The 7003-nt window shown below is 41.9% G+C and carries 6 protein-coding genes; 3 read left to right on the forward strand and 3 right to left on the reverse strand.

Annotated elements, in window-relative coordinates; all coding sequences use genetic code 11:
- The 3 genes from RBR61_RS07725 to RBR61_RS07735 all read right to left on the reverse strand — a co-directional run.
- The coding region (locus tag RBR61_RS07725) for a hypothetical protein (protein ID WP_320343330.1) at positions 1 to 116 on the reverse strand (116 nt) is incomplete at its 3' end.
- Between the two features lie 301 nt (positions 117 to 417).
- Positions 418 to 756, reverse strand: a complete 339-nt coding sequence (locus tag RBR61_RS07730; protein WP_137013698.1) for a P-II family nitrogen regulator — start codon at positions 754 to 756, stop codon at positions 418 to 420.
- A gap of 83 nt (positions 757 to 839) precedes the next feature.
- The gene (locus RBR61_RS07735; protein ID WP_320343321.1) at positions 840 to 2093 is read right to left on the reverse strand and encodes an ammonium transporter; all 1254 of its coding nucleotides are present in this window, start codon (positions 2091 to 2093) and stop codon (positions 840 to 842) included.
- Between the two features lie 211 nt (positions 2094 to 2304).
- On the opposite strand from RBR61_RS07735, the gene RBR61_RS07740 reads away from it, so the two are divergent.
- The 3 genes from RBR61_RS07740 (at position 2305) to RBR61_RS07750 (ending at position 6985) form a co-directional block, all read left to right on the forward strand.
- Positions 2305 to 3639, forward strand: a complete 1335-nt coding sequence (locus RBR61_RS07740) for a hypothetical protein (RefSeq protein ID WP_320343323.1) — start codon at positions 2305 to 2307, stop codon at positions 3637 to 3639.
- Between the two features lie 211 nt (positions 3640 to 3850).
- Positions 3851 to 6343: a DNA gyrase subunit A gene (gyrA, locus tag RBR61_RS07745; protein ID WP_320343324.1), complete on the forward strand. Its 2493-nt coding sequence runs from the start codon at positions 3851 to 3853 to the stop codon at positions 6341 to 6343.
- A gap of 45 nt (positions 6344 to 6388) precedes the next feature.
- Positions 6389 to 6985: an LPP20 family lipoprotein gene (locus RBR61_RS07750; RefSeq protein WP_320343326.1), complete on the forward strand. Its 597-nt coding sequence runs from the start codon at positions 6389 to 6391 to the stop codon at positions 6983 to 6985.
- Positions 6986 to 7003: the final 18 nt, after the last annotated feature.

Consider the following 7003-nt stretch of genomic DNA (forward strand, 5'->3'; position numbering starts at 1 on the left):
GTTCTGACCAATCCTGCTTCAAGCATTGCAAAGCCGGGAACCATAAAGATGATAAGCGTCATTGTAAAGAGTGTAAAGAAGGTATCGAGGATGTATTTAAAATCTGTCTCCAGCATATAAAGTCCTTATGAAAAATTAAAGGAAATTATAGCTTAGAAACTGTGCGGATTTTTATTAAACTGATTAAAAATTAATCAGTTGTTAAAGAGAAAAGGAACAGACTCCTCTTCTGTAGTTTAATAAAATTAATTATATCTGCCGCTCTATGCGGCTAGCTTTTCTAAAGAAACTTCGTTTTGTGCCACAACGACACTTCTAATTCTCGAAAAACTTGTTTTTCGTAGCTTTAGGGGGTTGGAAGGGACTTTAGTCCCTCCCGCTAAAACGGACTTGTTCGTTTTAGCGTGTAACGTTAGTTTATATAGCCTCGCTATCAGACTCTCCGGTACGAATACGGATGATCTTTTCAACATCCGTGACAAATATCTTACCGTCTCCGATCTTCCCTGTTCTGGCAGCTTCCACTATTGTGTTGGTCACCTGCTCTACGCTATCGTCATCAACGACCATCTCCATCTTTATCTTTGGAAGAAAATCTACTACATACTCTGCACCGCGGTAAAGTTCACTATGTCCCTTTTGACGTCCGTAACCCTTTACTTCGCTTACAGTCATACCGGTTATACCTATCTCCGCCAATGCATCTTTTACATCTTCTAGTTTAAAAGGCTTTATAACAGCTTCTACTTTTTTCATAATGTATCTCCAAATTAAGTTTAAAATTGTAACCATTTTTATGGTTTTAAGCAACCGCTATATTTAAGTATAGCGTTGCAATATTATAGATTTAGCGCTTTTTCTCCGTGAACGGTCTCATCAAGCCCTCTTGTTTCACTCTCATCATCTACTCTTCCGCCGCCTGTAAGCATTGATGCTAAAAAGTAGACGGCTGCTGTTGCTATAGCGCTATAGACTATGGTTAGCCCTATCGCCTTAAATTGACTCACCAACTGAGAAACCATATCGTAAGCCTCAGGCATTGCATAAGGAGCGATAAATATTGCCGTAGCGATCGAGCCCCAGATACCGACCAAACCGTGAATCCAAAAAGCATCCAGTGAGTCATCCACTTTAAACATATTTTTGAGTTTTGCAACAGCAAAGAATCCCAAGATACCGCCGACTAAGCCGATGATTATAGCGCCCTCAACTCCCGCACTTCCTGAAGCAGGAGTAATTGCGACAAGACCTGCAACCGCACCTGAAGCACCTCCAACTATCGTAGCCTTTTTATATACGAACCACTCAGCTATGATCCATCCGATAACGCCAAGTGCCGCCGCAACATTTGTCACCAAGAACGCAGATGCCGCAACACCGTCTGCCGCCAACTCCGAACCCGCATTAAAACCGAACCATCCGAACCATAGAAGTGCTGCACCGAGCGCCACCAAGACAGGAGAGAACGGCTTGATAGCTACCTTGCCGTAATCTCTTCTTCTGCCAAGTATAAGAGCGACCACAAGTCCTGCCACACCCGCATTTAAGTGAACAACAGTTCCTCCTGCAAAGTCCATCTCTCCAAAGTTAAGAGTCTCTCCGCCACCCCATGCCCAGTGTGTGACAGGTGCATAGACAACTATGATCCATAGTGCCGCAAATAGTATATATGTAGAGAACTTTACGCGCTCTATCATAGATCCGCTGGCAATCGCAACCGCAATAGCCGCAAATGTTCCCTGAAATGCCACAAAAAGAAGCTCAGGAATAGTTCCGCTTAGAGTCTCGGATGTAATTCCGGACAAGAGCAGCTTGCCGCTTCCTATAATATCACCCTCACCAAAAGCAACAGAGTAGCCGACTAAAACCCAAACCAATGTACCGATCGCATAAGCACCCAAGCTCATACCAATAGTGTTCAATACGTTCTTAGAACGAGTCAAACCGCCGTAAAAAAGCGCCAATCCTGCAGGAGTCATAAGCATGACAAATGCAGTAGCAACCAACATCCAAGCTGTATCTCCACTGCTTAACACATCCTCTGCCAACACAAAAGACGGTACAGCCAACATACCTAACAAAAACCTCTTCATCTTTCAATCCTTTTTTTTAGTCTGTCAAATTATATACCATCCAAAATCACAATATGACAAAAAACTGCTTATTTTTTAATCATTTGACACTATTGTGCCATAATTCCCTAAAAACAGTGATTTAAGCAAACTTTAAAATTTATTGTTATATAGTTTTTACTTATGGATATACTTAATTTATTCATAATATTTTTATATAAAAGGATTTGCAATGAAAAGATTTTCAACAAAGAAAATCATATCTATTGTTAGTTTATCTATAATGTGTGCCACAGCAGTTGAGGCTAATCCTGCTTTTGCCAGACAGATGAACATGGAGTGTATGTCATGCCACTTTCAATCAATGCCAAAACTTAACTCTTTTGGTAGAGAGTTTAAGATGTCCGGTTTTACTATGACAGGCGGACAACAAGAGCTCAAAAGCGAGTCAAACGCAGGTTTGTCTCTTCCTCAGCACTTAGGTATTAGTGTTGTGATTAAAGCTCGTCATGTCGATACAAACAGTGATACTCCGGGGAATGATAATTCACTCTCAGAAATTTTTGATGAATCTGCCATTTTAATAGGCGGAAAAATTGCCGACAATATCGGAGGTTCATTTGAGGTGGCTAACGGCTCTAACGATGTAGTTCAAGAAGTGGATGCAAATGGTAATCCTATTCCCGGTAGTTATGTAAGCGAAGGCTCAGGATTGGGGTTTAGCGGTAAATTAACTTTTACAGATACTTTTAGTCTTGGTCGTCTTGGCGTGACTCTTTTTAATACAGATGCTTTAGGTGTGTTTTCAGGAACAGAAATTTACTCATCAGGTTTATTTAGACCTATTCGTCAGTTTGAAAATCGCAATAAGACAAATATCTTGCAAAAAACTGGGGTAGGTCAAGGATCTGCTTCAGGTGCTCAGGTTTACTACTATGGGCATGGGTTATATGCGACCGTAGGTCAATATGTGCCGGGTTATGGTCAAGCCATTAGCGTAGAGACAGAAGGATATAAAACTTTTGCAAGAGCGGCGTATGAGTTTAATCTTGCAGGCACTACTGTTGCTGCCGGTGGATATTATATAGGTGGAGATATAATAGATCCTACTGCTCAAGGCCAGTTAACAGGAATAGTTTGGGCTTCTGATGCTAATGCATTAGATAGAGAATCTAGCGGTATAGATATGCAGATAGAGACTGCCGTCGCTGGGATGCCGCTAATGCTAACGGGAGCTGCGGTAATTAAAAATAAATATACGGCAGGCGGAATAATAGGAGCTTCAAAAATGGAAGATACAGGTTTCTCATTTGATGCACAAATAAACCCTATTAACAATATAGGCTTAAAAATAGCTTACTTATCTAGTGAGTTTAAAGATAAAACTCTCAATCTTACTGATGATCAATCAATCATCTCTGGAGGTGTTGAATACTATGGAGCACAAAATGTGCGCTTTGTTTTAGAGTATTCACATACTAAATATAGTGGTAGCCAAAATGATCCTGCTAATTCAAATAGAGACACAGATGGTCAGCTTCTGTTGATGGCAATGGTTGCATTTTAATACATAAAAACACTAAACATATCACTGCAAAGGCACCATCTTTGCAGTGACTCATCTCATTTCTCTCCTTAATTTCTCATCAAGTTGCAACACATTTTTACACCATCTAAAACTTGATGAGAAACTTTAATCCTTTTACGTAACTCTTAAGCGACAATAAGGTATCATCCATAGAATTAATTTTTCAATTTATAAAGAGTAGGTGTTATACATGGGCAACTTGTTAAACAACGATAATATACAGAGCATAAACATTGAAGAGACTCTTCAAAGCAGCTATCTTGATTACTCTATGAGTGTAATCGTCGGTCGTGCGCTTCCTGATGTGCGTGACGGACTCAAGCCGGTTCACAGAAGAATCCTTTACGCGATGGATAAACTGAGTCTTTCTCACGGAGCGAAGTTTAAAAAATCTGCGCGTATCGTCGGTGACGTTATCGGTCAGTACCACCCGCACGGTGATACTGCGGTATATGATGCTCTAGTTCGTATGGCTCAGGACTTCTCTATGAGAATGGAGCTTGTTGACGGTCAGGGTAACTTTGGTTCGGTTGACGGTGACAGCGCTGCTGCTATGCGTTATACGGAAGCAAGAATGACAAAGTATGCAGGCGAGCTTCTAAAAGACCTTGAAAAGAACACGGTCAACATGATAGATAACTACGACGGCACCACGGTTGAGCCTGACGTTATGCCTACACGCGTACCGAACATTCTTATTAACGGCTCTTCAGGTATTGCCGTAGGTATGGCGACGAACATCCCTCCACATAACCCAAAAGAGGTTATGATGGGTCTAAAAGCGCTTTTGGCAGACCCTGATATCGAACTCTACGACCTGATGGAGCACATCAAAGCTCCGGACTTTCCTACAGGCGGAACGATCTTCGGCAAAAAAGGGATCATCGACGCTTACGAGAGCGGTCGCGGACGTATAAAGGTACGCGCAAAGACTCATATTGAAAAAAAAGGGAATAAAGACGTTATCGTCATTGATGAACTTCCTTATCAGGTAAACAAAGCGCGTCTTATAGAGAGCATTGCAAACCTTGTAAAAGACAAAATGATAGAGGGTGTCTCAGAGATACGCGACGAATCTGACCGTGACGGTATCCGTGTTGTTATAGAGCTTAAAAAAGACGCTATGAGCGAGATAGTCCTAAACAACCTCTTCAAGCAGACAAGCATGCAGGTGACGTTCGGTATCATCATGCTATCTATCCTTAATCAGGAGCCGAGAATATTCGGTCTTATCGATATACTGAAGCACTTTATCAATCACCGTAAAACCATTATTATCCGCCGCACCATCTTTGACCTTGAAAAAGCAAAAGCGAGAGCGCACATCTTAGAGGGTCTCAAAAAAGCTCTTGATATTATAGATGAGATCATAAGAGTCATCAAATCAAGCAAGAACATCGAAGATGCAAGAGACAATTTGGTCTCTGAGTTTGACTTTTCGCAAATTCAGGCTCAAAGCATTGTCGATATGCGTCTTGGCAAGCTAACAGGTCTAGAGCGTGAAAAAATCGAGAACGAACTTAGAGAGATTCTAGAGCTTATTGAGTACCTAGAGTCTATCTTAAAGAGTGAAGAGGTTCTGCACGGAATAATTGACCAAGAGTTTGACGAGATCCTTGCTACCTATACGGACGAAAGAAGAACGGACATCGAAGATGACTATGATGATATCGACGTAGAGGACCTTATCCCTAATGAGCCTATGGTCGTGACGATCACACACAGAGGCTACATCAAAAGAGTTCCTCTTGCGCAGTATGAGAAGCAAAAAAGAGGCGGTAAAGGCAAAATTGCCGCTACTACCTATGAAGATGACTTTATAGAGAGATTCTTCACGTGCAATACTCACGATACGCTTCTATTTGTCACAGACCGCGGGCAGCTCCACTGGCTGAAGGTCTACAAGATACCTGAGGGAAGCAGAACGGCAAAAGGAAAAGCGGTCGTTAACCTGCTTAACCTTGTAGCTGATGAGCAGATCCAGTCCATCAACCCGACAACTGACTTCAGCGATGAGAAATCACTTGTGTTCTTCACCAAAAAAGGTGTTGTTAAGAGAACCAACTTAAGCGAATTCTCAAACATCAGAAGCAACGGCGTAAGAGCTATCAGCCTTGACGATGACGACTCTATCATCACTGCAAAAATCGCTGACAAGAGCATTAAATACCTCTTTATAATGACCAAGCTTGCACAATGTATCAAGTTTGACATAGAAAAAACGCGTGACCAGGGTAGAAATACAAGAGGTGTAAGAGGTATCAAGTTCAAGCACGCTTCAGATGAAGTAGTCGATGCAAACATAATCGCAAATGACGAAGAGGAGATCTTGGTTGTGAGCGAAAAAGGTATAGGCAAACGTACAGATGCCGGCGAATACCGCCTGACAAACCGTGGCGGAAGCGGTGTTATCGCTATGAAGATGACTCCAAAGACAGGCAAGCACGTTGTCGGATGTCTAATGGTGGATGAGAGCATGGATATGATGGCTCTTACCAAAGAGGGCAAGATGATTAGAGTAGATATGCAGACCATCTCAAAATCAAGCAGAAATACAAGCGGTGTATATATAGTAAAAGGCGACGATGTCATAAGTGTTTCTCGTTGTCCAAAACAGCCTATTGAAGATGAAGATGAGGAAGAGGGAGAAAACTCTCTGCTTGACTCAAACGAATTGGAATAATTATTGCTACCGATGGAGCATAAAAACCATGTCAAGGGAAAGACAATGAAATATTCTATACTAGTCGCAATGCTTTTTAGTGTTTCTACACTTTTAGGAGCAGACAAAGTTCAGACCGTAGATACTACAGTGATTGAGCAGACGAATGCAGAGCTTGCTAAAGTAAGAGCCGAAGTTGCAGCGGCAAAAGAAGAGGCTGCAGAGGCTACTGCTCAGGCAAACGAAGCAAAAAAAGAGAGCAAGAGAGCTGTAGAAGAGCTGGCAGTTGCCAAAGCCGAGAGAGAAGAGGAGTTAGCTGCTGCTGCAGCTAAAGAAGAGGTTCTAAAAAAGAACAGAACTATGCATATATCCGTTATCGGTCAAGGTGTAGCTCCTATGAACACATCATCTCCTGCTCAAGCTTATGCTCTTGCAAAAAGAGCGGCTATTGCTGACGCGTATAGAGCTATTGCAGAAAAAGTCAAAGGTGTTCGTATAGATGGGCAAGATACCATTAAAAATATGATGGTTCAAAGATCAACTGTACGCACATACGTCCAAGCAATGGTTAAGAATGCCGATATTGTCGAGACCACTTTCAAAGAGGGCTTATGCGAAGTAGAGATGGAAATCTTAATTTCTCACTCAGACTTTGCCGATTAGTCATCCTCTTTAGCTCGC

It is taken from the genome of Sulfurimonas sp. (assembly GCF_034005705.1).
Classification (GTDB): Bacteria; Campylobacterota; Campylobacteria; order Campylobacterales; family Sulfurimonadaceae; genus Sulfurimonas.

Bases quoted from the DNA above. Each gene is read 5' to 3' on its own strand.
- RBR61_RS07730 (WP_137013698.1), bottom strand. From the start codon at position 756: ATGAAAAAAGTAGAAGCTGTTATAAAGCCTTTTAAACTAGAAGATGTA.
- RBR61_RS07735 (WP_320343321.1), bottom strand. From the start codon at position 2,093: ATGAAGAGGTTTTTGTTAGGTATGTTGGCTGTACCGTCTTTTGTGTTG.
- RBR61_RS07740 (WP_320343323.1), top strand. From the start codon at position 2,305: ATGAAAAGATTTTCAACAAAGAAAATCATATCTATTGTTAGTTTATCT.
- gyrA (WP_320343324.1), top strand. From the start codon at position 3,851: ATGGGCAACTTGTTAAACAACGATAATATACAGAGCATAAACATTGAA.
- RBR61_RS07750 (WP_320343326.1), top strand. From the start codon at position 6,389: ATGAAATATTCTATACTAGTCGCAATGCTTTTTAGTGTTTCTACACTT.